At 46.2% G+C, this 26,298-nt stretch carries 16 protein-coding genes and 3 pseudogenes; 6 read left to right on the top strand and 13 right to left on the bottom strand.

Annotated features, from left to right (window positions below; all coding sequences use genetic code 11):
- Positions 1–11 precede the first annotated feature (11 nt).
- The 11 genes and pseudogenes from rluF to ELR70_RS01585 form a co-directional block, all read right to left on the bottom strand.
- Entirely contained in the window at positions 12–941 is a 930-nt protein-coding gene (gene rluF, locus ELR70_RS01635; RefSeq protein WP_054016662.1) for a 23S rRNA pseudouridine(2604) synthase RluF, read from the bottom strand.
- A gap of 149 nt (positions 942–1,090) precedes the next feature.
- Positions 1,091–2,197 (bottom strand): ABC transporter substrate-binding protein, encoded by a 1,107-nt coding sequence (locus tag ELR70_RS01630; RefSeq protein ID WP_082353282.1) that lies wholly within the window; start codon positions 2,195–2,197, stop codon positions 1,091–1,093.
- Between the two features lie 21 nt (positions 2,198–2,218).
- Entirely contained in the window at positions 2,219–3,319 is a 1,101-nt protein-coding gene (locus ELR70_RS01625; RefSeq protein ID WP_054016663.1) for a DUF418 domain-containing protein, read from the bottom strand.
- A complete protein-coding gene (locus ELR70_RS01620; RefSeq protein WP_054016664.1) occupies positions 3,319–4,536 on the bottom strand; it encodes an HDOD domain-containing protein in 1,218 nt (405 codons plus the stop codon). The genes ELR70_RS01625 and ELR70_RS01620 overlap by 1 nt, the downstream gene beginning before the upstream one ends.
- Before the next feature lie 157 nt (positions 4,537–4,693).
- A pseudogene (locus ELR70_RS01615) lies at positions 4,694–6,234 on the bottom strand (glycogen/starch synthase).
- A 12-nt stretch (positions 6,235–6,246) separates the two neighbouring features.
- A pseudogene (glgC, locus tag ELR70_RS01610) lies at positions 6,247–7,546 on the bottom strand (glucose-1-phosphate adenylyltransferase).
- Between the two features lie 31 nt (positions 7,547–7,577).
- Positions 7,578–10,061 (bottom strand): glycogen/starch/alpha-glucan phosphorylase, encoded by a 2,484-nt coding sequence (locus ELR70_RS01605; RefSeq protein ID WP_054016667.1) that lies wholly within the window; start codon positions 10,059–10,061, stop codon positions 7,578–7,580.
- Positions 10,054–12,152 (bottom strand): annotated as a pseudogene (gene glgX, locus ELR70_RS01600) (glycogen debranching protein GlgX). The gene ELR70_RS01605 and the pseudogene glgX overlap by 8 nt, the downstream one beginning before the upstream one ends.
- The gene (gene glgB / locus ELR70_RS01595; protein WP_054016669.1) at positions 12,146–14,380 is read right to left on the bottom strand and encodes a 1,4-alpha-glucan branching protein GlgB; all 2,235 of its coding nucleotides are present in this window, start codon (positions 14,378–14,380) and stop codon (positions 12,146–12,148) included. Before glgB ends, glgX begins: the two are co-directional and overlap by 7 nt.
- Positions 14,377–16,359, bottom strand: a complete 1,983-nt coding sequence (malQ, locus tag ELR70_RS01590) for a 4-alpha-glucanotransferase (protein WP_054016670.1) — start codon at positions 16,357–16,359, stop codon at positions 14,377–14,379. The genes glgB and malQ overlap by 4 nt, the downstream gene beginning before the upstream one ends.
- A 5-nt stretch (positions 16,360–16,364) precedes the next feature.
- Complete coding sequence (locus ELR70_RS01585; RefSeq protein WP_054016671.1) at positions 16,365–16,667, bottom strand: isoamylase early set domain-containing protein; 303 nt, start codon at positions 16,665–16,667, stop codon at positions 16,365–16,367.
- Positions 16,668–17,132: 465 nt separating this feature from the next.
- Here ELR70_RS01585 and ELR70_RS01580 point away from each other — a divergent pair, with 465 nt between their 5' ends.
- Positions 17,133–19,046, top strand: a complete 1,914-nt coding sequence (locus ELR70_RS01580; RefSeq protein WP_054016672.1) for an EAL domain-containing protein — start codon at positions 17,133–17,135, stop codon at positions 19,044–19,046.
- A 13-nt stretch (positions 19,047–19,059) separates the two neighbouring features.
- Here the strand turns inward: ELR70_RS01580 and ELR70_RS01575 are convergent, their stop codons facing one another.
- Positions 19,060–19,488, bottom strand: coding sequence for an Lrp/AsnC family transcriptional regulator (locus ELR70_RS01575; protein WP_054016740.1), 429 nt, complete (start codon positions 19,486–19,488; stop codon positions 19,060–19,062).
- 178 nt (positions 19,489–19,666) lie between these two features.
- On the opposite strand from ELR70_RS01575, the gene ELR70_RS01565 reads away from it, so the two are divergent.
- The 5 genes from ELR70_RS01565 (at position 19,667) to ELR70_RS01545 (ending at position 25,276) form a co-directional block, all read left to right on the top strand.
- A complete protein-coding gene (locus ELR70_RS01565; protein WP_054016673.1) occupies positions 19,667–20,872 on the top strand; it encodes an aspartate aminotransferase family protein in 1,206 nt (401 codons plus the stop codon).
- A 33-nt stretch (positions 20,873–20,905) separates the two neighbouring features.
- On the top strand, positions 20,906–21,940 hold the full coding sequence (gene astA / locus ELR70_RS01560; RefSeq protein WP_054016674.1) for an arginine N-succinyltransferase: 1,035 nt from the start codon (positions 20,906–20,908) through the stop codon (positions 21,938–21,940).
- Between the two features lie 129 nt (positions 21,941–22,069).
- Complete coding sequence (locus ELR70_RS01555) at positions 22,070–22,873, top strand: DUF1338 domain-containing protein (protein ID WP_054016675.1); 804 nt, start codon at positions 22,070–22,072, stop codon at positions 22,871–22,873.
- 271 nt (positions 22,874–23,144) lie between these two features.
- Positions 23,145–23,978 (top strand): polyphosphate kinase, encoded by an 834-nt coding sequence (locus ELR70_RS01550; protein ID WP_054016676.1) that lies wholly within the window; start codon positions 23,145–23,147, stop codon positions 23,976–23,978.
- Entirely contained in the window at positions 23,978–25,276 is a 1,299-nt protein-coding gene (locus ELR70_RS01545) for a DUF2252 family protein (RefSeq protein WP_054016677.1), read from the top strand. Before ELR70_RS01550 ends, ELR70_RS01545 begins: the two co-directional genes overlap by 1 nt.
- Here ELR70_RS01545 and ELR70_RS01540 read toward each other — a convergent pair.
- On the bottom strand, positions 25,262–26,203 hold the full coding sequence (locus ELR70_RS01540) for a ribonuclease Z (protein ID WP_200908221.1): 942 nt from the start codon (positions 26,201–26,203) through the stop codon (positions 25,262–25,264). The two genes, ELR70_RS01545 and ELR70_RS01540, sit on opposite strands and share 15 nt — an antisense overlap.
- Positions 26,204–26,298 lie beyond the last annotated feature (95 nt).

Genomic DNA, 26,298 nt, shown 5'->3' with positions numbered 1-26,298 from the left:
CCCTTTCTCATTTATTTTTTCAAAGACAACGTCCCTTTAACTCTCCTGCGAGGATTGGCGCCTGAACGATTTTTTGGCTTTTCAGAACGACTTCTGTCTGAGCCATGAGGCTTTTTAGCCTCCCCTGCTTTACCCTTAGTACGTTTTGGTGCTGACTCATCTCGACTTTGACTTGATCTGCCTGATTGGCGTGCTACACGCTTTTGCTCGTCAACGGATGCTTCTTCCGTTTTCGATGACCCTTCGATTGACGCATTGATCTCAGCCATTTCCGACTCACTGAGGTGACGCCACTGTCCCGGGCGTAATCCGTTCAGGTTGACATTCATGATGCGCACACGTTTAAGCGTTTGTACTTCATAATCAAAGTACTCGCACATGCGCCGAATTTGGCGATTAAGCCCCTGCGTTAACACGATAGTGAACTGCTTCGCTGCGGTTTTCTTAACAAAACACTTTTTAGTGACGGTGCCAAGAATTGGCACGCCAGAACGCATACCACGAATAAACTCCTCGGTAACGGGCTTATCGACTGTCACAACGTACTCTTTTTCGTGGTTATTGCCAGCTCGAAGTATTTTATTGACGATATCGCCTTCGTTGGTCAAAAAGATCAACCCCTCAGAAGGCCTGTCTAACCGGCCGATGGGGAAGATACGTTCAGGGTACTGGATTGCACTGACAATATTGCTTTTTATCTTGCGCTCTGTTGTACAGGTTACACCCACTGGCTTGTTATAAGCGATATACACCCGCTTTGGCTTAGATTTTAGCGGTTTATTGTCAATCAGTATGGTGTCTGAATCACCGACCTTAAGTCCCATCTCGGCGATCTGACCGTTTACTGATACCCGGCCGTCGCTGATCAGCGTATCTGCTTCTCTGCGGCTACAAAACCCGGTTTCACTGATGTATTTATTTAATCGCTTAAGTTCATTCATAAAGAAGCTGTTATCTTTTCTTGTACATAGAGGCATTACTCATCTTACAACCAGATGAGTTACAGGAGGCGCATGGTAACAAACTTTACAAGCCAGTAGAAATGTTTCCTTTCAATGTACTGTGCAAAGGCACTGGCGCTTAGAAGCTGTTACTCAGAAATGACACCAGAGGCCAAATCTCGAGCCAGAAATGCAGGAGATACCAAATATTGCGCCTGTTTGTTTTTTAGTAAACTGAACTTACTAAAATCAACACCTGACCAGTCTGATTTATCAGCCAGCCACAGATAACGATGCACATTCTGCTTGTTTATAACAACCAAAGGGTATGTGATTGACTGGTGTTCTTGCCAGTATGTATGACCATGAAACCTATCGTACAAGGACAAAATGGCAAGTCCTCCCATAATAAAATGTCCCCCAACGGAGGCCTGTAACTCCCCTTTTTCGATCAACCCAAGTGTATCGTTGAGCCAGTCAAAGCCACCAATTGCAACAAACCTGTCTTTATCACTTCCTTGTTGTTTAACCGCACTAAGTGCTCCCATCGCCATTAAATCAGACGCACTCCAGATAATATTTGTATCAGGATAGCGCTTGAGTAGTCGCTGGGTTTTTTCCATTGCCTGAGTTTTAGACCAACTGGCATAGATAGATTGCTGCAGCGCGACCCCCTGACTTCCGAAATACGACTGGGCCCCTTGATTGCGAGCATCTGACTCACTGCCGTAGTGACCGTTGATTGCAATCGCCTGAGGTTTTACACCGCTCTTTTTCTCACGCAGAGACTCTGTCAATGCCTTTGCCAGGTCGGCCCCGGCACGAAAATTATTAAAGTAAATTTCTCCCAGCCAGTTTTTATACCTTTGCCCAGGTTTGCCTATTTCTGTCTGTTCAGGTCCGCTTATGGTTTGCTCCAGGGTCAGATACTGAACCCCATATTTTTCCAACAGGTCCAGATGCTGTTCTGCGTTGCCCGGATACAGCATCAGTACAACGAAGTCGGGCGTGGCACGATACTCCAGATACCTTTGCAGCTCGGCGAGCTGAATATAACGGCTTCCGTCACCATATATCACGTCAAGTTTCACATTAAGTTGTTTACTCGCGGCCTGTGCAATAGATTCAACTTTCTGCCAAAATGGCTCCCCGGAGATAGAGGGATTAACCAGCAGAACTGAAAAGTCCGCTTTTGCGAAGCTCAAATGAGATGACAAGAACAGAAATAACCAGAAAATACAGTGTAAAAACTTCACGATAAACTGCCTTTTGTTGTATCACGTACGGCCCAGATAACCGACGCAACGCCTCAATATGTACTCTGCTGGGCCAGGCTTTTCAGCCCTATTAAGCAGTATAGCTAAAATCACCTGCCCCAGCGTAAGGTTCAGAAAAAACAAAAAGTAATCAATACGGGTAAACGAGAGTCGGGTGTCCGGAAAAACAAAATGAAAAAAGCCAATTCCGATGACCGTCTGGGTTAAATAAAGTGTCAGGGAATAACGCCCCACTATGGCCAGCACGCCACTCAGGGTCGGCGTACTCCTACTAATTGCTTGGATCAAAACCAAATAACACAGTGCCATGGGGATGGCAGCTAGCCAGTTTACTGTTTCCAAAACAAGCCCCATGACCGACTCTTTAATTAGCCAAAGAAGCAACGAGACACTAAAGCTGACCCACCAGGCTGTCCATAACCACTTCCCACAAGATGGTATACTTTGGGTAAACCAACCTCGTTCATAGAGCTCCATCCCCAACAACATTAATCCGAGTGTGTTCCACAAAGTGGCAATTGGGATGAGTAAAATCATCATGGTGAAATTACTCATATTCTGACTTAGCAACTCGTTGTAGTTCAGTGGTAAGGAATCCATCATGAGGGCATACTCTACGCTTGCACGATCTATGGCGGGTTCGCGCACAAGGTAACTGAGCACAACCAATAAACCCACGGGCAAAACGGTCAATAAGCCAGCTGCATACAGTCTATGTTTTGAGTCCAACCACATCAGTGCGAGTAAACCTGACAACGCATAGTTTAGCAAAATATCTCCGGGCCAAAGCAAATACCCATGCAAGATACCAAACACAGCGAGCACGCATAACCTGGTTTTTATATGGAAAAGGCAATGAGCGCTCTGCTTATGTTGCTTGTATTGGATCATTAAAGCCGCACCAAACACCAGACAAAACAATGTTCGAAATCGACCATCAGCCATTACCGTTGCCAAAAAAGACAATCCCTGTTCTAATAGATCTTTGTCTACGGGTGGAATATAGCCGTACGAAAAATTGGCCATAAAAAACAGGTTAGTCAGACTCAAACCAAGTAAGGCAAATCCCCGTACACTGTCAATAAATCGGTTTCTTGACATTAATACACATGATCACGATACATATCAGCCCAGGTAACGGCCGACGCATGAAACTCGGGCAAGCTTTCGTCTGGCATATTAAGCAATGCACAAGCTTCTTGTAATGCCCACCAACTGCCACTTTCATAGGCCTTAACGACATTCAAAATGTAATATAGCGTGTTTGATTTGCCTAGCAGTGCATCATGAATGATTTCTGGAAATGGCAAGCGCCCCACCAACAACTCCATTGGTTTGTCCAAGATTGCATCAAGCAATGAAAATAAGCCTGTCAGAAAGCTCATACTGGCAATACCCGGGGCAATTTGCTGGGCAATCAACTCACAAAAGCGTGAACGGACAATACTCAGGCGGGTCAGTTCAGTTGGTTTGTTCGTGGCAACGTGTGCTGTCATGATAAGGTTTACAAACTTAAGCACCCGCTCGTTGCCCAGATAAACAAGGGCTTGTTTCAGAGATTCGATACGGCTTTTTATCGGAAAGACACCAGAGTTTATCAGGCGCAACAATTTGTAAGCTAATGCCGTGTCCTGAGCAAACAGCTCTGATATCCGTCCCAAATTCATATGGGGCTTTAACACTTCGGCGTAAATCAGCATAACAATAGCATAATTAATTTCTATGTCCTGCTGAGATATCATGGTTGGTTTTGCAAAGAAATAACCCTGGAAGAACGTGAACCCCATCTTTTTCGCTTGCACAAATTCCTCTTCGGTCTCGACTTTTTCGGCAAGTAATTTGAGGTTTTTGCGCTGCTTTAACTGCTCTACCAGCGGGGCTATTGTATCCAGCGGGCTTTCAAGTAAGTCAAACTTTATTAATCTGACAAGCTTTAGAAAAGGTTCCCAGTCTTTTGAGTAAGTAAAGTCATCTAATGCCAACCGATAGTTATTGTGAAACAATTGTCTCACTCTTTCATAATTGTCCTTAGTCGGGGGAATTGTTTCAAGTAACTCGAGGATCACATCACTGCTCGGTAAGAAATGTGCAAGTTCCTGATTGAGTGACTCCTCGCCTATATTGATAAGCGCCTTCTTGCCCGACGTCAAATAACGTGTACCCAGATTAAGCTGATTATCCATAATCAGCCTGGCTGTTGCGGCATCATCAGCAATGTTGGGGAAGCAATTTTGTTTACCATCTCGAAACAGCAATTCGTACGCAACCACCTGTTTCTTTCTATTAAAGATGGCCTGCCTTGCCACAAACACTTTCAAATCATTGCTCCCAGCTATCTACTGCTCAATTAATAGCACTTTTGTTTTATTAGCTTGTTCTATTGGGGAATATTTTAACCCCATTTCATTAGAAAAAAAATCAAACTAAAACATTAATGTATTAGAATAGTCGATAGCTGAGCGGGCAGGCAAACGCCTACTCATACAATTTCTTTATATACTGGCTTGCAATGGTATCCCAGCTGAAACGTTGTGCACCTGCATTCGCTTTGATCTCAAGATACTTCTGTGGGTTATTTCTATGTACTTCAAGCGCTTGCCCTAAGCGTTCCAGTAACTGTTCTGCTTGCTCTGATAAATTATCGCCACCAAACAAGAACCCTGTCTCTTCATGTATTATGGTATCTCTTAAACCGCCAACCTGGTGCGCCAGACAAGGCTGACCCGCACGCATAGCCAACATTTGACTAATTCCACAAGGCTCAAATGAGCTGGGCATCAGGAATAAGTCACCGAGTGTGTAAAGGTGGTCTCCCAAGTCTTGTCCATACCCTTGTAAATAAAGCATATTCTCATTACGAGCCATCGCCTGAGTAAACAGGTATTCCAAATGCGGATCACCTGAGCCTAAAATAACCAGTACGCCGCCATACTCGTTAATCAAAGCTGCAACATGATCGAGGATCAGGCGGCCATCTTTTGGTTGTCTCAGCAATAAAGCTTTCTGATCCGTCAGTCGCCCGACGCTGGTAATGAGCGGTCTGCGAAATACTGACTGCTGGCGCCACTGAATGACTCTCTGATGCGCAATATAATGGGCTGGTTTAAGCGTGCCTCCGTTTGCCATCCACACAAACAGCGCTTGCTCTGCCAGATCACAGTATTGATGCAAAGAGATATCATTGGTTTCGCCTGATGATGTATCATAAGTACACCCATTTAGAATGCCAGCCAACCTCCCAGTCCGATACGCGGCCTGCATGTCATGCTCTAATCCTTCTCCACCAAAGAATCCCCTTTCATGGTCACTACTTAGCTGCACCTCCTGACAATATGTAGGCGAAACGAGATGGACTTTGTCAGAGAGACTAATCGCAGCCCTCATCGGGTTAAAGCAGTGAGGATATACATGGTCACAAATCTGACTACCGTCATAACTTAACGTCGGGAACCAGGATTCGAGGCTGGAATCGTCATGTTTGAAAGGTCGGATCCCCTGAAGGGCAAGGTTGTGCACTGTGTAAACCGTTTTAATCTGTTTCAGATTTACAAACCGCGGACTAAAGGTTTTTAGCACAGCGACAACTGCTGCGTGCCAGTCATGTAAATGGAGCACATCGACAGGGCCAATCACAGAATGCTCAAGCAGCTCACTCACCGCAGCACAAAACAGTGCAAACTTATTGGCATCAGTCGCAAACGGCTGATCACCATCATTACAATAAATCGCGCCATTATGCTGTGAGAACAAAGAGTGTGAAACAACATATTGATCCACATCAGCGTCACTGGCTACCCGCCATAAAGTAGCAGTCTCCAGGTGCTGTTTAAAGGGTACGGCGATGTCTGCCACAAATGAGCGGTTTAGTGCATACTGACCGTAATCAGGCACAATAACGGAACAACGCACTTGCTGTGTTGCCAGTGCATAAGGAATGTCGCGGATCACATCCGCAACTCCCCTACTTTACAATTTGGCAGACGGTCATTCTCCGCTGCCACCATAACTACGTGCATGCTTGTCCTTTTTTATGCTGTTTCCTGGGCTTGCCCTGCTAACAGCCGCTGTTGTTTTTCTAATGCGGTTAGCATATCACGAGTCACCAACACGATGCCTTTTTTAGAAACTCTGAAACCGTTTCTTTCGTCCTGTGCTTTGTCATACCCAATAACCATACCTTCCGGGATATGGCAGCTCCTGTCTATAATCGCATTTTTTATCCGACAGCCTCGCTCTATTACCACACCAGGCAACACAACCGCCCTTCAATCTCACAGTATGAATGAACATGCACATTTGAGAACAACAAAGATTTGCGCACTCTGGAGCCTGAGATAATACAGCCGCCAGATACGGTGGAATCTACCGCCATACCGCGACGCTCGTCATCGTCAAATATGAACTTCGCCGGTGGTAACTGCTCTTGATAGGTCCAGATTGGCCAGCTCGGATCGTACAGATCGAGTTGAGGCTGAGGTGACACTAACTCCATATTTGCTTCCAGAATGAATCTATTGTCCCAACATCGCGCCAATAGGGCTGACCAGGGTGACTGGGATCACGAAATGGAAACGCAAATACATTATGCTCTTCAATGATTGCAGGGATGATATCATGGCCAAAATCACGACCAGAGCCTTCACGCTCAGCATCTTCTTTTAGCTGTTCAAAAAGAAACTCGGTATTAAAAACATAGTTCCCCATCGACGCAAGGCATAAACCGGGTTTACCCGGAATTTCGCTTGGTTCAGCTGGTTTTTCGTCAAAGCGTCTGACTCGCTTGTTTTCATCCACCGTCATCACGCCAAATGTATTAGCAGCATCCTCACAGGGCACTTCGATACAGCAAACCGTCATATCTGCGCCGGTTTCCACGTGTTTGGCTAGCAGCGCGCCATAGTCCATGCGGTAAACATGGTCACCGGATAAAATCATGACGTACTTAGGGAGTTCATGACGAATAATATCCATATTCTGGAATACGGCATCCGCCGTACCACAGTACCATTCATCACCGTAACGCTGAGACGCAGGCAAAATTTCCACCGATTCGCCAAGCTCTTTCTTAAAATGGCCCCAGGCACGATTCACATGTCTGATTAAGGAATGAGATTTGTATTGTGTAGCTATACCGACTCGGCGGATACCCGAGTTAATACAATTTGATAACGGAAAGTCTATTATTCTGTGTTTGCCTCCAAAATACACTGCGGGCTTAGCTCTCCAGTCGGTCAGCTCGTGCAGCCTGCTACCACGACCACCTGCCAGTATCAGTGCATAGGTTTCTCTGGTCAGGTTACTAATATATCGGTTTGCATAACTGGGCATTCATTATCTCCATTAAAAGTCTATCTACGATCTACTGCATTGGGGTTAAGCGCCAAATATCGTCACAATATTGTTGAATAGTTCGATCGCTAGAAAAGCTGCCACTAGCGGCCGTATTAAGTATGCTCATTCGCAGCCACTGCGACTGGTCCTGATAGGTTTCAGCGGCACGTTGCTGAGCTTCAAGATAGCTATCAAAATCGTGCGCAACCAGCCAGGGATCGTTTGGACTGCGTATTGAGGCGATGATGTCGTTAAAAATGCCGGGCTCAAATAAGTTAAAATGACCACTTTCCAACAAAGTCATCGTATTGTTTAAAGCCTGGCTGGACTGAATAATGGCATTCGGGTCATAGTGCTGACGAACCTCTTCTGCCTGTTGAGCAGTGGCACCAAACAGGAAGAAGTTGTCTGCTCCAACCTGTTCTCTGATTTCGATATTTGCGCCATCCAGGGTGCCTATGGTCAGCGCGCCGTTCATCATGAACTTCATATTGCCGGTTCCTGACGCTTCCTTCCCTGCTGTGGATATCTGCTCTGACAGATCGGTGGCTGCGCAGATTGTCTCCATCGCTGTGACATTATAATTTGGGAAGAACGCTACTCTGAGCAATGGATTAGCCTGTTCGTCTTTATTGACGACATTAGCGACATTATTAATGAGCTTAATTACTTGTTTGGCCATAGCGTAACCGGGGGCTGCCTTTCCGCCAAAAAGCACACACCGCGGCACCATGTTCTGCGTATCACCGCGACGAATGCGGTCATACAAAGAAATGACGTGAAGTATGTTTAATAACTGGCGCTTGTATTCGTGGATCCGTTTAACCTGAACATCGAACATCATCTTGGCATCAAACTCAACGCCACATCGCGCTTTAACGAGTTGTGCTAACTTACGCTTATTGCCTTCCTTAACGGACTGCCATTTCGTCTGAAAAGCCCTGTCATCGTAATAGCGTCGCAAAGTCTTGATTTCAGCAAAATCAGCTTGCCACTGTTCTCCAATTTTACTGGTAATCAATTTAGCCAGCGCCGGATTACAATACGCCAGCCAGCGCCTAGGTGTTACGCCGTTAGTTTTATTATTAAATTTAGCAGGCCAAAGCTGATAAAAGTCATGGAAGAGCCCTGATTTTAGTAATTCAGTGTGCAGTGCAGCAACCCCGTTTACCGAGTAACTACCCACTATCGCCAGATAAGCCATGCGGATCTGAGGATGCTCTCCCTCTTCTATCAAAGATAATGCACGCTGTTTTTCCATGTCCCCAGGCCACATAAGTGCGACTTCGGATAAGAAACGCGCATTAATTTCATAAATAATCTCAAGTAACCTCGGTAGCAGGCGTGAAAACAAGGCGACCGACCACTTTTCGAGCGCCTCTGGAAGTAATGTATGGTTGGTATACGCCATAGTTGAGGTGGTGATCGACCAGGCAACATCCCACTCCAGTTCATGCTCATCGACCAGTAGTCGCATCAGCTCAGCGACTGCGATACTTGGGTGTGTATCGTTAAGCTGGAAAACATGCAAATCGGCAAATTCACTGAAATCATCGCCATGTTGTTCCACCCACTGATGCAGTATGTCCTGCAAGCTGGCGCTGGAGAGGAAGTATTGCTGGCGAAGCCTGAGTTCCTTACCATTTTCACTACTATCATTTGGATATAGCACCATAGTGATCTGCTCTGCCAAATTCTTTTTGGCAACAGCTTCGGAGTAACTTCCGGCATTAAACTCTTTAAGGTTAAACTCATCCGTGGCCTCTGATTTCCAGAGCCTTAGTGTATTCACTACACCATTTCGGTAGCCTGGTATCGGCACATCATATGGCACTGCCAGTACATCCTGAGTGTTCACCCAGATACGATGAGAGCGACCTTGTTTATCCTGATGGGCTTCAACATGACCAAAAAACTTAATCACTCGGGATTGCTCCGGTGCCGGCATTTCCCAGGGATGCCCCTCACGTAGCCAGTTGTCCGGATGTTCTACCTGAAACCCTTGATCCAGCGACTGATTGAACATCCCATATTCGTAACGGATCCCGTAACCAATCACAGGCAATGCAAGCGTTGCGCAGCTATCCAAAAAACATGCAGCCAGCCGACCCAGGCCCCCGTTTCCCAGACCAGCGTCGTGCTCGGCCTGTTCAACGCACTCAAGTTCAGTACAGTATTCTTTAAGTGCATCACGAGTTTGCTTTTCAAGGTCCAGACTGAGTACTGCGTTCCCCAGTGCCCGTCCCATTAAAAACTCCAGGGACAAATAGGCTGCTCGCTTACATTTATTATCTGCGAGGTATTGGTTAGTTGCCCTGCACCTCGCCACCAGCCGATCTCTGACTGTCAACGCCAGCGCCTGAAATAAGTAGTGCTTTGAATCTCCAACTTTGTCGCGCCCAAGGGTATAGTAAAAATGTCGCATTAGATCATCCGCTAGCGTACTTTCGTCCAGCTTTGGGGCTTCCTGCCAATGCTTCACAACACACACATTTGACGTTTTCTTAGTCATTCTTGAGATCCTCATTAAGAGATTGGTATACCCAGGCACTGTGTGCACTCAGGGTTTGGGTCTGATGGCCTCTATCTGTGATTTCAGTGGGATGTACTGAACTCAGTAGCAACTTCCAGATTGCTCCGGGAAGCGCCGGTAGCTTGACCTCCTGATCGTCGTTTCCGGCGTGCAGTATTACTAACAAATTTTGTTTTCTAAGCGTATCTGTCAGCATATAGATAAGCGTTTTATTGTGGCTGTCATGCCAGTCACCTTCTGTCATAGGCATTGCATTTTTATTAAACCAGCTAATATTGAAGCGCTCATCTTTGGTATGAATATAAAATGGATGATGGAATATGGCGTAATCACACCTTAATTTCTGAAGCCGAGACATTAATTCGCATAACACACCAGCATCATCCTTTGCACACCAATCAGTCGACCTTTTGTTTTCAGTCAAGCGTGCAACGATACTCGCAGGCCAGTCCAGCCAATTAATTTCATTATCCTGACAATAGGCGTTGTTATTACCCTGTTGTGAGTGAAGAATTTCGCTTCCAGCTGCCAACATTGGCACGCCTTTGGACATCATCAACGTTATTAGCGCGCTTTTTTGGATCTGAAGCCTTAAAGAGAGAATGTGCTCATGTTCCGTTTCACCTTCTACACCACAATTAAATGAGATGTTTTCACTGTGGCCATCACGATTATCTTCTCCATTGGCAAAATTGTGTTTTTGCTCATAGGTCACCCAATCAGCAAGCGTAAATCCATCATGGCTAGTCAGGAAATTCACTGAGTTAAGGGGTCCACGCTGATTGTGCTCAAATAGTTCGTGCGATCCATGTACCCGCTTTGCCAACTCAGACAAAGTACCCGCATCACCACGCCAAAAACGCCTTACAGTATCCCGGTATTTGTCATTCCACTCCCGCCATGGTGATGGAAAGCCACCGAGTTGATAGCCCCCAGGTCCCACATCCCAGGGTTCAGCAATCAATTTTACTTTGCTCAGCACAGGATCCTGTGCAATTACCTGTAAAAACGCATGCTTCTGAGTAAAGCCATGTTCAGTCCGTGCCAGTATTGTTGCTAAGTCAAACCTAAACCCATCCACCCCCATATATTCAACCCAATATCTCAGGCTATCTACAACCAGTTTTAAGGTAAAAGGGTCATCAATATTAAGCGTGTTGCCACATCCGGTATCGTTAATATAGTTAGCAGGCTCACCCACCATGCGATAGTAACCCGTGTTATTTAGCCCTTTGAGCGACAACATTGGGCCATCCATTCCCCCCTCCGCTGTATGGTTATAAACCACATCCAGGATCACTTCGATCCCTGCAAGGTGGAGTTCACGTACCATTTGCTGAAACTCTCTGATCTGTCCTTCAATCAAATAAGCTTTATGAGGCACAAAAAAACTCAGCGAGTTATAACCCAGTAGTTTTTTAATCCTTTGGCAGTTAAGAACTGCTCAGAAATAAATGCATGGCATGGAAGCAGCTCGAGTGTTGTGACACCCAAACTGGCGAGGTGTGCTACAAAATTGCTATGACTCAGTCCAAGAAATTTTCCGCGCAGATGCTTCGGCACAAACTCACATTGTTGTGTAGCACCACGCACATGGCACTCATAAATCAGGGTTTTAGACCAGGGAATACAGGGCCTTTCACCGTCATATTTAGGTAGATCTTCAACCCTTGACTTAGGCATATCCACCGCATTGTCGCTTGTGTTGAATGTACCGACTGGCAGGTGACAAAAGTGTCGTTCACTCCAGGTAAACTCGCCCTGAAAGTCCTTACAATAGGGGTCTAACAGCAACTTATGATGGTTAAACAGGTGTCCGTTATCGGGCTCATATAACCCTTTGACCCTGAAGCCGTATAAAGCGCCGGCACGCAAGGGAGAAACAAACACAGACCACAAGCCCCCCTCGTGACGATACATAGTTAGCGCGGCTATTTCACTGTGACCGCTTTGATCAAACAAACACAATTGTACTTCTGTCGCATCCGGGGCATATGCGGCGAAGTTCACGCCTTGATCGTGCAAAGAGCTGCCTAGCGGAGCTGGTTGTCCTCGGTGCGACGTTAACATGACTTGTCAGTACCCAAATACTGTAAATACACGGTGCTTAACGGAGGAATCGTTATTTCTATGCTGTGCTCAAAACCGTGGCTACCAATTGCTTTGCTCTGCAGCATTTGCTGTTGATGTGCAACGGGGGCTATGCCACTACCAAATAAGTCAGTATCATCCGAGTTGAACACGACCTGATATATGCCTGCCTGGGGCACACCTATCCGATAGCTGTGCAAAACCTGCGGCGTAAAGTGACTGACCACCACCATCAGGTCTGCGCGTGACTTGCCAAAACGGGCAAAGCTTAGAATCGACTGTTCACCATTGTGACAATCTATCCACTGAAATCCACACGGTGAGTTATCAAGCTCAAACAAAGCTGGTGAGGTAGTGTAAAGATGATTCAACGACTTGATTGTCTGGTATACGCCATTATGTGCTGATGATTCCAGTAGCGTCCAATCCAGCCCAGAATTATGATCCCATTCAGTCCTTGGAGCCAGCTCACTGCCCATAAACAATAGCTTCTTGCCTGGGTGTGCATACATAAAACCATAATAAGCTCGCAAGTTGGCGAATTGTTGCCAGTCGTCACCTGGCATTTTACTCAAAAGCGATCCCTTGCCATGAACGACTTCATCGTGACTCAAAGGAAGAACATAATTCTCCGAGTAAGCGTAGGCCATTGAAAAGGTCATCTCATGATGGTGGTACTTTCTATGAACGGGATCTCGCTGCATGTAACTTAAACTGTCATTCATCCAGCCCATGTTCCACTTGTAACCAAACCCCAGCCCATTGTGCTCAACCGCCTGAGTAACACCGGGCCATGCTGTTGACTCTTCAGCAATCATCATAACATGCGGATGCCGGCCATATACCCGCGTATTTACCGCTCTTATGCAGTCAATCGCCCCCAGGTTTTCTCTGCCGCCAAACTGGTTTGGGACCCATTCGCCATCTTTACGGGAATAATCAAGGTAGAGCATAGACGCCACAGCATCAACTCTTAGCCCATCCAGTTTAAATACATCCAGCCAGTAGTTTGCATTGGATAGTAAAAAACTCTTAACTTCCGGTCGCTCGTAGTTATAAATATAAGTATTCCAGTCTGGGTGAAACCCCTGTCGGCTGTCAGCATGTTCATAAAGGTGTGTTCCATCAAAACGATGCAAACCATGCGGATCAGATGGAAAATGGCCAGGGACCCAATCGACCAATATGCCCAAATCCAACTCAGCACACTTACCAATGAAATAGCTGAAATCTTCGAGGCTGCCAAACCGGCTGGTTGGTGCAAATAACCCCACTGGCTGGTATCCCCAGGAACCATCAAATGGATACTCGCTGATGGGCATGAGCTGAATGTGCGTAAACCCAAGGCCCTTCACATAAGGTAGTAAATCATCAGCCAGTTCACGATATGTCAGATAACGGCCATCTTCTTGTTCTCTGCGCTTCCAGGAACCTAAATGAACTTCGTAAATTGTGATAGGTGCATCAACTGCGTTGCGCTTGCGACGCCGCTCCTGCCCCGCTGGACTGAGAGGAAGATTACTCTGCTGTGGCTGAATAACACTCGCAGTGCCGGGGGCTTGTTGCATTTTGATAGCGTATGGGTCGGCACGTTCAGTTACAACACCATCTGCGCCAACAATCGAGTACTTGTATCCCTGCTCACTTGTAAGATGCGGTATAAACAGGTCCCACACGCCACTGGCTGGATGAAAGCGCATAAAATGCTGGTTAGGCTGCCAATGATTAAATTCACCAATCACCGACACACTACGTGCGTTTGGCGCCCAAACACAAAATTGTGTCCCCGCGCAGCCCTGGTGTGAAATAGCACGTGCGCCAAAATGCAGATAACCATGTTCTAACGATCCTTCGTTGAACAGGTACATAGCAGCCTCGTCAAGTGCGCTGCTAAAGTCATAAACATCCCTAGTCGTAATCGTCGTTTCAGGGTATTGAATTTTCAACAAATAACCAGAAGCAACCGGATGGCTAAATTGAAACACAAATAGAGCAGAATTATCTATTCTCTGCAGCTCAGTCTCCTGCGTGCCGTGTATCACAGTGATTGACTGTGCACCGGGTATGTATACTCGGATAATGGAACCTTGCCCGGCACTGTGCAAACCGAGAAAAGAGAAGGCATCACGAAAACACCCAGCTTTAAAAGCCGAGATTTGTGCTGCATAGTCGTAGGTAATAATGGGCGCTTTGCTCGCTGAATTCATGCCTGCTCTCTGATCCTTTTAATTTCTGTTATTAAGTGACTGTTTTGTTCAATTGTTTGTTCTGCTTGTACTGACAAACGACGGCGCCAGTTGGGATACTCCCTATCAGTACCTGGGATGTTGACAGGTAATTGCTGCTGCTCCAGATCATCCAGCTGGATAGCGAGCAATTTACTTTCACTCGCTGCGAGCTTCTTAAGTACCGCACAATACACATTCATTGCATCGTATTTAATATGCTCAACTTGGTCTGCATCAAGCTCTAACCAGGACAACAGGCGCGCCTTATCTTCATCTCTTGCCAATGCCATCTGGGCCGCTTCTTGTTCATTACATAGCCGATATTCTTTTCTGAGATCCACATCCAGGCAATTCCACCACGCAAAAAACGGTGCAACATCGTGATTAGCAACCATCAGTAACGTATCCGAGCGATACTGGTGAGTTGGCTTAAAATGACCACTCTGATCCTTAGCGAAATACATCAAAATATTGCCGTAGAGATTTGACTCCTCCATGGCGGTTGATATCTCTGGCGGCACTATGCCCAGGTCTTCTCCTATCACCATGGTCTGATTTAGATGTGATTCAATTTTCAAAATGGCCAGCAGATGTTCAAACGGATAATAGACATAGCAGCCGCTTTGCTGGCCGTTAACTTCGAAGCACCACCACAAACGGCGAATTGCCATCACGTGGTCAATTCGTAATGCACCGACAGACACCATGTTGCTACTGACCAGTGAACGAAAGTAGGCGTACCTATCTTGCTTTATCTTGATTGGGTTCAGCGCTGGAAGCCCCCAGTTCTGCCCTGATTCTGCCCATGGATCTGGTGGCGCGCCAATATTGGCATCCTTTGCAAAAAGTTCTTCATTTTGGGCAAACTCGTGCCCTTCTTTTGCACACCCTACAGCCAGATCATTGATCAAACCAATTGCCATTGCGGATGCCAAAGCATGCAGCTGACATGCGCTTAACTGTTCATGGGCGAGCCACTGAAAAAACCATTCTCGCTCGCTTAGAAAGCCTAAGCTTAAAGTCTGCGTTCTGGTTACTTTAAACGCTTCTACAGCCGAGCTAACTGCTGACACCCCGCTGCATTGCTCAAATAATTGTGTCAATTGTCGGTACTTCGCCTCTGCAACAGCACAATAGTCAATGTAGTTTTCCCGATGACTGCCCTGAGCAGACTCGTATATCACCTCAATGCTCGGATGGTAGTCTTTGCTGAGCATTTCGACAGCCCAATCCAGTGCGATGTACAAAGGATTAATAAGACAACGATGTGAAGGACTATATGGACTTGCTCGCTCTGGTTGCGCTTCAAACAGCAAATGGAGCGGATTAAGCAGAATAAAGTCACACTGCTTGTCTGCTGCACTGCTGATCAGTTGATATAGATCTCTAAAATCACCTACACCGGCATTACGTGCACTACGCAAAGTATAAAGTTGAACAGACAGGCCAAGTCGTTTTTTATGGTCGTTTTCGATTGCAAAACAGCGCTTCGGTACTGACCAAAGTTGCGTTGCCTTAACCCCGAAAGGACCTTCGATTTCCGTTTCAAAGTAGCCAACAGGCAGCTGACCTAGTTCAACTTTTACCTCAAGATAAGTATGACCTTCATATCGATAGTCACCGCATACTGGTGTTTGTGACAATGTAACGGTGATACACACTGCCAATTCTGGAATACGCACAAAAATAGATTCATTAAGATATGATTCAGGTATCTTTAACGTAAATTCCCCACTGCTGGCATCCGCCAGAGTCACCTCTTCGACCACATTGAGCCACGGTTTGATATCAAGTTCGAAGTTCATCTCATCAATATGAGAACTATTCTCCGTGTTTACACCGCAGCTGCGTAGCGCGCTGAGCCTTGTTTGATGGTCGAAATAGACATGCTCACCATTATACTTGGTGTAGTCAAAACCTATTCCATGCAGGTAAAACAGCTGCTCCAGCCCTTGCATCGTATTTAGGCCAGTTTATGTGTATCGACAACGCTGTTTTGCGTGCCAAAGCCATTTGGCACATAACCATCGGCCTGCTCGTCATTGTCCCAATATTCACCATCAATTAAATATCTAAAATGATACTCATGCCCGGTTGGTAAGCGGTACTTAAGCTTAAATCGTTTGTCTTTTTTGTGGAATTTCATCGCCAAAGGCTGCCAGTCGTTGAATTCAGCAACCAACTCTACTTTGAGAGCCTCGGGATGAGTGATTTCAAACGTGACTTCCGCTTCGCTTTTTGTTTTGAAAAAACGCTTAGTTAACATTGTGGGCTCCAAAAAACCGCTAGGTTGTTTATCCTTGCCACAGTGCCGTGCCCGTTACAGCTAGACGAACGGTTGCTGTGAAACTACAAAGCATAATTGCTCATTGTCTACATACAGTGTGTACGCTTCATTACAGTGCAATGACAGTCCAGTCTTGCACAAATATGGTGATTTTCACTTAGAAAGCTGGCACAACTGCCTGTATATTAGTATACGGGCAATAAACGCGCCAAAACTTGTTAAAAAGTTAGGTGAGAACTATTCTCGTGTAAAGTGAATTTAATTGATACTTGATCTCAAACACATCACCGCTGTATTAATAAATTAGAATACACTGAGGCACTGAGCTGCGATTAAGATCACCCTGAATTAGGTGTAAAACATGTCATACTTAGGGCTTATTTATAGTATACTTACTGCTCCTGGCAGGGACGAATTTTATTAGGTAGGTGGATACGCTCAATCATGCAAAGTGTTTTTAAAAATATAGCAACCTGTATTGTCTGTTTTGTCGTGATTGGCATCGTTGTTAGCCTGCTGTTTACAAAGCATGTAGTCGACGTTCAAACCGGTCGTACCACTGTGGCATTGCATACACAATCCTTAAACGTGCAAGCTCAACATGTACCTTGGTTTGGTTTCCTGTTTCCCGACCAGCACTTTTTGGATGTCAACAACCAAACACATGTGTTGATAAAACAAGATCAAACGAGTACGACTTCAGTGACTGTAAAGCACGTCTTAACGCGTGTGCTTTCCTCACCCGTTTTGCTGTTATTGATTATGGTTATGCTGTTGCTCACTCTGACAAGACTGCGCGAATTAAGGCAACAGCACACACGAGCAAAAGCGTTATCAGATATTGACCGTGACCTGCAGGACATCATCGGCAACCTTGAAATAGACTACAAAGCACTCCCAATTGGTGGCTCAGTGGCCCAAATAAGCCATGCCGTTCACACGATAGCAAGCAACATCCAGCGTATAAAAATTAAAACTGACAGCCATGTCTTCCAGGATAAACTGACCAAATTGATAGACCGTCATGCTTATATAGAGCACATTAGCAACGAATTAGCTATGGCTGAGCAACAACAAAGTAAATGTGGGTTGTTATTTATCGACCTGGACGGATTTAAACAAGTGAACGATTCGTTCGGGCACAGTTTTGGTGATGAAATCTTAATTCAGGTTGCTGAGCGCTTGTGTCAGGTGGTACGTCAATATCAATTGCAGGCACTGCATGCCGTGCATGGGCTTGACCAAAACCTGTCGCGACTTGGCGGCGATGAATTTTCTATTTTTATACCAGACTTGAAGGACACAGGGTTTTGCACTGAAGTGGCTCAGACAATTCTGGGCGAAATTGAGCGCGATTTTGTACTGGGCAACAAACTGGTAAAGATAAGCGCAAGTATCGGTATTGCGGTATACCCAGACAGCGCGGCGACCCCAAATGCTTTGCTGCAAATGTCTGATGTTGCTATGTATCGCGCAAAAACAGATGGCCGTGGAATATTCCGCGTCTACTCGCCCGAAATGGGTAACAAAATCAGGCGCTATCATTACTTACTGGAAGAATTGCGACTGGCTATTGCGTCACAAAATTTCCATCTGTCTTTTCAGCCCATAGTACACGTTGAAGACTGCTCAATCGATTACTTTGAAGCCTTGGCTCGCTGGCATCACCCGATTGAAGGACTTATACCCCCCTCCGAATTTATTCCGATTGCCGAAGAGTCAAACCTTATTTTAGACCTTGGAGACTGGATTTTACTGGAGTCTTGTCGCCAGATGTCAGCCTGGCACAATGCGGGGATGAAACGAGTTCGCATCTCGGTTAATGTCTCCGGAATTCAGCTCAAACACCGCGCTATTTTTGACTGGGTCATGGCTGCTTTAGAAAAGACTGGCCTGCCCCCTACCTCTTTGATGCTTGAAATTACGGAGTCAACGCTTATCACCGCAAGCAATGAAATCATCGCTCAGCTGGAGCGCTGTCGTGCAGCGGGTGTTATTATTGCTATTGATGACTTCGGTACTGGGTTTAGCTCACTGAGCACCCTGGCTGACTTGCCAATAGATGTGATTAAAATAGACAAGCTGTTTATTTCTCAAGCCAAAGACAATCCCAAATATTATAAGATACTCAACTCAATCAGCGAGCTGGGTGCACAGCTGGATCTTAAAATCGTTGCCGAAGGTGTCGAACAGGTTGATCAGTTTGAACTGGTCAAGCAAATGGGCATACGCTGTGTTCAGGGCTACCTGGTCTCGCGCCCGGAAACCTCGAGTCGAGTGGGTAATAAAGTACTAAAAAGCAATATGAACCATATCGCATCCACAGGAACCAGTGTGTGGCTACCTGAATCCAGTTAAGCTAACGCGAGCCTTAGCGCTTAAACTTGGTTTCTAAAATCACCGAAGACGTGGTCCGTTCAACTCCCTCAAGGTTCCCTATATCATCGAGTAGCTGACTAAGCTGCTCAAGACTTTGTGCTTCCACCTCCGCAATCATATCGTATTCGCCGCTGATGGCGTACAGGGCTGAGATGTTATTGATCTGCTTAAGTGCATTATTAGTTTGTGCGGTCAGTTTTTGTCTGACCTTGATAGATACATGGGCAGCAACCTGAGACGCCTGATATTGTCTGCCCAGCTCAACACTGTAGCCCTGAATAACCCCACTGTGTTCCAGTTTTTGTAATCGGCTTTGGACCGTTGTTCTGGACATATCAAGCGTTCTTGCCAGCTCAGAGATACTGGCACGGGCATTTTTCCTCAGTTCAGAAAGTAAACGTTCGTCTTGTGAATGGATCATTGTGAAAACTTCAATCGTCATTTTGACGGTTATTTTAATCATTTTATTTATTTTTGCACTGCAAATTGACAACACAACGCGTAATAATGACAAAAAAGCGGGGAATGCGGATTTGTCTGTTACAGATGATTGCCTAGTACGACCCTGAGAAGTAAAGATTTATTAAGAGGAAGTTATCATGCAAGTGAATCGCGAGTTGTTTAACGAAGTAATGGTGCCAAACTACAATCCATCAGAAGTGATCCCGGTAAAAGGTAAAGGTTCACGAGTTTGGGACCAAAAAGGCGACGAGTACATCGACTTCGCGGGTGGTATCGCTGTAAACTGTCTTGGCCACTGTCACCCTGCTTTGGTTAACGCGTTAAAAGAGCAAGGTGAGAAAATCTGGCACCTGTCTAACGTAATGACCAATGAGCCAGCTCTTCGCTTGGCGAAAAAACTAACAGATGCAACGTTTGGTGAGCAAGTCTATTTTGCCAATTCAGGTGCAGAAGCCAATGAAGCAGCCCTTAAACTAGCTCGTCGCTGGGCAATTGATAACTATACTGAAGAAAAAACGCAAATCATCGCATTCAACAAAGGCTTCCACGGTCGTACATTTTTCACGGTTACCGTAGGTGGTCAGGCTGCATACTCAGATGGTTTTGGACCCAAGCCACAAGATGTAACCCATGTTGACTACAATGACCTTGAGACCTTTGCCAAACTAATTTCTGACAAAACCTGTGCGGTCATGATGGAACCACTGCAGGGTGAAGGCGGTATTATTCCACCCACTCAGGAATTCATTCAGGGCGTACGCGAATTATGTGATAAACACAATGCATTGCTAATTTTTGACGAAGTACAGACAGGTGTAGGCCGTACAGGTGACCTGTATGCATACCAGGGCCTGAACGTAACCCCTGACATCCTTACTACGGCAAAAGCTCTGGGCGGCGGTTTCCCAATTGGCGCGATGCTAACAACTAAAGACATTGCTAAACACTTAAAAATCGGTACTCATGGCTCAACTTACGGCGGTAATCCACTGGCCTGTGCAGTAGCTGAAGCAGCATTCGATACTGTTAACGATGAGCAATTACTGGCAGACGTAAAGCGTAAAGAGCGACTATTCCGTGACGGTCTGGCTGCAATCAACGAAAAGTACAATGTATTTAGCGAAGTACGTGGTAAGGGCCTACTGCTTGGTGCGGTTCTGAACGACAAGTTCAATGGTCGCGCCCGTGACTTCCTGGTTGCCAGTGGCAAGCATGGTCTTATGGCACTGGTTGCCGGTATGAATGTAGTTCGATTCACACCATCTTTGGTTATTCCTGATGAAGATATCCAGGCTGGTCTGGCTCGCTTTGAGCTGGCAGTAGCGGATGTTGTGAACGGTTAATGGTGAGGGGCGCGAAGGCGCCCTGCTAAAACTATGCAAGTACTCAGACCTATTTCAGAAAAAGACTTTGCGGCTTTAAAAACCATCGCCATCGAGTCTGGTCACGGATTCACGTCCCTGCCTGTTGATGATGATTTACTAAGCAGCAAAATTGCGCGCTCCGAAAACAGCTTTGAAAAAACTGTCAACCTGCGTACCGACGAGGGCTATTTGTTTGTACTGGAAGACAGCAAGAGCGGTGAAGTATTAGGTACCACCGCAATTGAAGCCGCGGTTGGCATGCAAACTCCGCTGTATCACTATCACTTAGGCAAAACAGTTCATCATTCGCGCACCCTAAACGTATACAACACTGTCGATATCCTAAGCATGTGTAATGACTACACAGGTGCTTCTGAGATCTGTACCCTGTTCCTGAGAGAGCCATTCCGCCAGGGTCTGGCCGGCCGCTTTTTGTCTCGTACGCGTTTTAACTTTATGGCGCTGCATGCTGAACGCTTCAGCGAAACTGTGATTGCCGAAATGCGTGGCGTCAGTGATGAAGAGGGACATTCGCCCTTTTGGCAATGGTTGCAGGAACACTTTTTCAGTATTGAATTTCCTCAAGCGGATCACCTGGTCGGGCTCGGTGACAAAGTGTTCATCAGTGAACTTATGCCTAAGTACCCGATCTATGCAAACTTGCTGAGCAAAAAGGCACAGGCTGTAATCGGCCAGGTGCACGAAAAAACTAAGCCAGCCCTGCGTCTGCTGCAAAAAGAGGGCTTTGAACACCGTGGCTATGTTGATTTGTTCGATGCAGGTCCAACCGTCGAGTCTAGGCTGCCCAACATAAAAACGGTCCGTGAAACTAAACGCGGCAGTGCACGTATCGTCAGCTCAGCTGAACTTAGTACTGCGGGGAACGAAACCTGGTCTGTCTCTAACTGTCGGTTAGCCGACTTTAGAGCCACTTTTGATACCCAAGTTAAATGGTGTGGAGACTCCCGTACATTCAAAATAAGTGCAGATATTGCAGCAGCGCTTCAAGTCTGTGACGGCGAAGAGATCAGCGGGTTTATACTCTGAAACACATTTTTCCATCAGGCTGATTGGCAACCCATGTCATCGCCTGATGTAACAACCGAATTAAACGTTTGCGTCGTGCTTAGTCGTAACATTTAACGCGGCTGGGCCGCCATTTTAAGGATTGTCATTATGCACAACAATGTAGATAGCTTATTTGAAAAACTATGGAATAACTACCTAGAAGTTACTCCTTCTGCTGTTAAAGTTCACGAACTACTTGGTTCTACACAGCAAGATGACGTGATCAACGATCATATTGCACTACGTACCTTTAACCACGAGAAAATTGGCCTGGAAAAGCTGGCTGCACATTTCAAAGCGGTAGGCTATACAGAGTGCGGTGAGTACCATTTCGAGGCTAAAAAACTATACGCTAAACATTTCGAACACAGCGACCCGACTAAACCAAAAGTATTCATCTCTGAGCTATTGGTTGAGAAATGCTCTGAAGAACTGCAAGCCATTGTAAACAAACTTGTTGAGCAAATTGATGAGAACGCCGTCACTGCTGACAACTTCCTGTACTCAGGTACCCACTGGCAGGTCAGCCACGAAACTTACAAACAACTACTGGCCGAGTCTGAGTACGCAGCCTGGATGGCAGCATGGGGCTACCGTGCTAACCACTTTACAGTCAGCATTAACCACCTGGGCAACTTCGAGACGATTGAGTCCGTAAACCAAGCTCTGAAAGATGCGGGATTCGAACTAAACGCATCCGGTGGCGAAATTAAGGGTTCTCCTGAGGTGTTGTTAGAGCAATCATCGACCCTGGCAGACCACCATACCGTTGGTTTCAGCGATGGCGAATTCAGTATCCCTAGCTGTTTCTACGAATTCGCATTACGCTACAACAAGCCAGATGGTGAGATCTACACGGGTTTTGTTGCAGCATCAGCCGACAAAATTTTCGAAAGTACTAACGCACGTTAAGCGTATATCACAGTAACTTGTCAAAGCAGCCATTCGGCTGCTTTTTTATTACCTGTCAAATGTATTTCCCTTGTCAGATCAATACTCCACAGCAAAATCTATGTCAGTATCGGGCCATACACCGGTTGTTTCAGCGCAGATTACAGGTTAAGTTTTCTGATGTCGGATAATGACCTTAACGAAACTGTCATTTATGTGAGCTAGCGTAGAAGCTGTGTAGCTGGCAGCCTATCGCGGTCATGACAGTATAAACTGCCAACGAGGTGCAGCTGTGAATATTGAACCAAAGTTAAGTGTACTACTGAATCGCAAGATCACGGTCAAAGCGCCGCTGGAGCATCCCGCGCTGGATGACAAAAAAGCCTATCGTCAGGCACTCAAGTACTGGCAGAATGAGCTGCTACATGTACAACAAGCTTATTATCATCAGGGCCGCAGAGCCTTGATAATCTTTGAAGGCTGGGATGCTGCCGGTAAAGGCGGCGCTATCCGTCGTATCACCGAGCGTCTGGACCCTCGGGGATATCAGGTTTTCCCCATCAGTGCACCAAAAGAAGAAGAACAAGGCAGACACTATCTTTATCGCTTCTATAACAAGTTGCCCAAAGCCGGAACTCTGACTATTTTTGACCGCTCTTATTACGGCAGAGTACTGGTTGAACGTGTTGAAGAGTTCGCCACATCAGCGCAGTGGCAACGTGCCTATCAGGAAATCAATGAATTTGAACGCCTGCTCCACGATGACAACGTCAAGGTCGTAAAACTGTTCCTGCATATCAGTGCACAAGAGCAACTCAAACGCTTTGAGGAGCGGTTAAACAATCCTTACAAACGCTGGAAGCTGACAGAGGAAGATATTCGAAATCGCAATAAACGCGATGAATATGAACAAGCAGTAGATGACATGTTTACCCTGACCGATACCCAACAAGCGCCCTGGCATCTGGTACTGGCGGAACATAAATGGTATACCCGGGTAGAAGTATTAAAAACGCTGGTCAAAACCCTCAGTGAGGGTGTTGATATAACACCGCCTCCGGTTGACCCAAATGTGGTTAAACTGGCAAAAGAGCATTTAGGCATCAAACATAAGAGGAAGGACTAATGGAAAGAGCAGATGTACTTGGTCAGTATTTTGACCACCATGACGGTACACACCCAAGCATGACTTTGCCTAAACACACTAAAATGGCATCAAGCGCATTCCGCTTTTTCCGAGGCAGCGCGCCCTTAATGTATCGGGACATTGCCAACGACGTCATTACATTGCCACAGCCACTTTTTGAGTTACCTCTGACTCATGTTCAGGGTGATTGTCACGCCAGTAATTTTGGCTTTTTGAGTGAAGAAGGCTCCCATGGAGAAACACTGGTTTTCTCACCCAACGATTTTGATGATGCCTGTATCGGTCATGCGGTTTGGGATCTGCTACGATTTTTGGTTAGCATACCACTTGCCCAGCAAGAAGGTGCCTTGCTTCAAAGTAACAGCGATGATTTGAAGCTTAGGCAAAAGCCACTGGCGGACTCAGCACAAGTGAATCAGGCCCAGCACACTTTCATTGACAGCTATGTGGCCACTTGCCAAGCCTCGTTACGGGGAGAAAACAATAATCAAAGCGCCCTGACCGAGTTCAGTCAGGAGCATATTTTGCACAAGCGTTGGCAAAAAGGCCTGCAACGCCTGGTCGGTGGCGCAGCGTTTAATCTAAAAAGCAGCCTGGCCAAAGAAGTAGACCTCAACGCCACCCCGCTAAAATTCAAAGACAATGACGAGAAATTTTTTCGACTACATGAAGATCTTTATAACACCCTGGTGGAATATTTCCGCCCTTACGTGGACGATGAGATAATCGATTGCGTCGAGCGCATTGATGCTGGGACGGGTTCAAATAACCTCAAGCGTTATTATTTGCTGGTCGGTCCAAAGTGTTGCTCCTCAGCGGAGCTATACCATATCGTTGAAGTCAAACAGCAAAGACTTGCTGCTCCTTTACACTATAACACTGAACTGAGCCCAACGAACCGTCTGAACCATGCTCATCTGACGGTCAATTGCCAGCGCAAGATGCAGCGCAGGCCTGACTTGGTTCTTGATGACGCCTTATGGCAAGGAGTCCATTGGTTAGTACGCTCCCGCCACCATGCCCGTGTCGGTATTGATCCGGAGCATATTGTGTTGGGCAAACGTGCCGCAGAGCGTAATGGCTTGAGTCAGTATACAGAGGCCTGCGCAAGAGCTTTGGCATATGCACATATGCGTGGTGACCGTCGCTCACTGATGTTTCAGCAAGTTGTCTGTGACGTATTGCCTGCGTATCAGAGCGAGCTTATAACGTCAGCAAACCAATATGTAAGTCAGGTTGAGCAGGACTGGGGCCTGTTCTGTTCACTCAGAAAGTAGTCGTTTAGGAATAGTCACCACCAACGAGTCGTAAGCCAGATGCAATGTACCCTGAAAATAGGCTCTGGCTTCCTGCTCAAGTGCATCCAGCATGCCTTCACCATGATATCTGACACTAAAATGAGTCAGTATTAACGTGCTAACATTCTTTTGTTGAGCAAACTGCGCAACCCGTTTCGCATCGCTATGCCCTGTATGTGTGCCAACCCTCATAAGATCAGAGTGAGTAAATGTTGCCTCATGGACCAGCATATCAACATCAGCACAATAAGGAGACAATAATGCTGGCTTTTCGTTATCGCCACAAATGATAGCCACCCGCGGCTGCCAGCTTGGAAAGGCATAAGTGTCAGCAAGCAGTCGTCGTCCTGCGAAATCGACATCCTGGCCCTTTTGCAGCAAGTTATAATGAGGACCGCTCTCAACACCGTCATTCGCAAGTTGGGACACTCTCAGTTTGCGAGGGATATCGGTTTCTGTGACTTTAAACCCGTAGCTTGGAACCCTATGTTTCAGTGTGATGATTTCTACCTTACAAAACTCAAAACAAATTAACTGATCATTTTGCTCAATCGCCATCGTATACAGATTAAAGGGCAAAGCCACTTGAGTCACTGCGAGTGTCGACATAACAAACTGGATGACCGCCTGAGGGGCAATAAGATGAACCGGAGCTTGCCTGCCTGACATGGCCATAGACGCGAGTAAACCCGGTAAACCATAACAATGATCGCCATGCAGGTGGCTGATACAAATCACACTTAAGTGGTAGGGGGATAAATCGGACTTAAGAAGCTGGTGCTGAGTCGCTTCTCCACAGTCTACCAGCAACCAGGATTTGCTTTTTTCGAAACTGACAGCGGTTGCTGACATATTTCTGCTCAGACTCGGGCTTCCTGATGAAGTCCCTAAAAAATGTAACTGCAAAACAACTCCTAAAATGCGGTCAGAGACATTGATCCTGCCACAGCTTAGGTTACAGTGGAACCAGGGCCAGTTGAATTCAGTTAGGTTTGGTGCCC

It is taken from the genome of Pseudoalteromonas sp. R3 (assembly GCF_004014715.1).
Taxonomy (GTDB): domain Bacteria; phylum Pseudomonadota; class Gammaproteobacteria; order Enterobacterales; family Alteromonadaceae; genus Pseudoalteromonas.
This window is presented reverse-complemented; position numbering and strand designations above follow the sequence as displayed.